The following is a 1,733-nucleotide window of genomic DNA, read 5'->3' on the forward strand; positions in this document are numbered from 1 at the left end:
TTACGAAGGTGTCACTCCCCTTGCATTCATTCCCCTTGCAATCGGAAATCTGCTTTCGGGAATGCCTGCTCCGCGTTCGGGGCAAGATCGTCCTCTAACCTCTGTAACGCATCATAGCAAATCAAAAAATCATTGTCAACGGGTTTGGGGGAAGTGTAATGGAACGGTAATATTGCGGGGGGAGGGGGCCCGGTCTTGACAACTGGCTGGAATGTGGTATAATTGAGAGCGTAAAGGGACGCCGCTACAGCGGCTGGTCCTGAACAAGACTAACTAGAGACAGTTAGCCGTCTGGATTCCGGCCAGGCGGCTAACACGCTTTTATGGCCGACAGGTACATGAGAATTGCTATACCTGCCAGAAAACAGATCGTTTTGATGATCCGTCTTTTCCACATCCGCGCCACCTCCTCCCGCTTTGGATTTTGCCTGGGAGTTCAAACGGTGGACCAACCGCCTTTTATGTAACAGCGCCCTTATCCCGCCTGGCGGCGGGGTAAGGGCATTATACTATGGATGTTCGAGTTTTGTCAAATAAGGAAGAAAACCGGGCCGGTCCCCCGGCCCAGCTCGTAATTTACTTCTGTTCCAAGCCCTCCACATAGGCGTTCAGCAGCGCCTCCAGCTCGGCCGCCGTATAGGTCCTATCCGGTTCCCGCTTGATGAGCTTGATGACATCGTAAATGGTGGATTTCTGATACATGATAAGCTCTTTTTCAGACGGCATTTGGACAGCCCCCTTTCCTTATAATTATATTGTATCCGATTTTTCGGGTCCTGTCAACCGTCCGGCGCAATCCGGGCGGCATTTTTTATGTCCGCCGGTCGATCCGGACCACCAGGGCGGTGCGGTCGTCGGTGGCCCCCTTCAGGTCGCGGGTGACCAGCTCCCGGGCCAGGTCCTTGGGGCTCTGGCCGTCGAATTTGGCGAAGCGCTCCCGCAGCCACCCGTCCTCCAGCCGGTCGGCCACCCCGTCGCTGGCCATGAGGACGCAGTCCCCCGGGCTGAGCCGGATGGAGAACTGGTCCAGGGCGGAGGTCTCCCCCTCGGCCAGCCCGGCGGGCAGCGACTTGCCCGTGAGCCGCTGAACATCCTTCCCTTTTTTTATATAGGTAGGGGCGGCCCCCAGCTTATACAGCTCCCCCTCCCCGGTGAACAGGTCCAGCTGGAGCAGGTCCACCGTGGTGAAGCCGCCGGTCTCCTCCCCCCGGAGGGCCAGGGCGGAGGACAGGGTGGTCAGCGCCCGGCGGGCGTCCACCCCGGCCTGGATCAGCTGCTCCAGCAGCCGGACCGCCAGGGTGCTCTCCCGGTTGGCATCGGGCCCGCTGCCCATGCCGTCGCACAACAGGAGGTAGAGCTTGCCGTCGGGGCGCTTAAAATAGGTGCCCGCGTCGCCGCTCACTGTCTCTCCCGACTTCCGCCGGGCCGCCACCCCCGCCAAAGCCATCAGGGGCTCCTGTTGGATGAGAGAGACCGCCCCCTCCTCCTCCAGCTCCACCCGCAGAGGGACCCCCAGGACCTGGGACAGGTCCTTCAGCCGGCTGGGCCGGGTCAGGGCGGCGCAGCCCAGGCCCTCCGCCTCCACCCGCAGCAGGCCCCTGCCATCCCGCCAGACGCTGGCCTGGGCATCCAGCTGGAGCTCCCGCAGCCGCTGGCGCAGGCGGCGCTCCCCCGCCGGGTCGGGGGTCAGCTCCCGGCTCAGCTCTGCCGCCGCCTCCCCCAGCAGGTCGGAC

General features: G+C 62.5%; 2 protein-coding genes. Both read right to left on the reverse strand.

Annotated features, from left to right (window positions below):
- Positions 1–576: 576 nt before the first annotated feature.
- Positions 577–726, reverse strand: coding sequence for a hypothetical protein (locus D1641_RS18810; RefSeq protein WP_160668511.1), 150 nt, complete (start codon positions 724–726; stop codon positions 577–579).
- A gap of 85 nt (positions 727–811) precedes the next feature.
- Positions 812–1,733 (reverse strand): SpoIIE family protein phosphatase (locus D1641_RS19810; RefSeq protein WP_160668513.1); only part of this gene is annotated, 922 nt, incomplete at its 5' end.

The sequence above is a fragment of the Colidextribacter sp. OB.20 genome, assembly GCF_009911595.1.
Classification (GTDB): domain Bacteria; phylum Bacillota; class Clostridia; order Oscillospirales; family Oscillospiraceae; genus Lawsonibacter.

Excerpts from the sequence above, each read along its gene's own strand:
- D1641_RS18810 (WP_160668511.1), bottom strand. The coding sequence starts at position 726 with ATGCCGTCTGAAAAAGAGCTTATCATGTATCAGAAATCCACCATTTAC.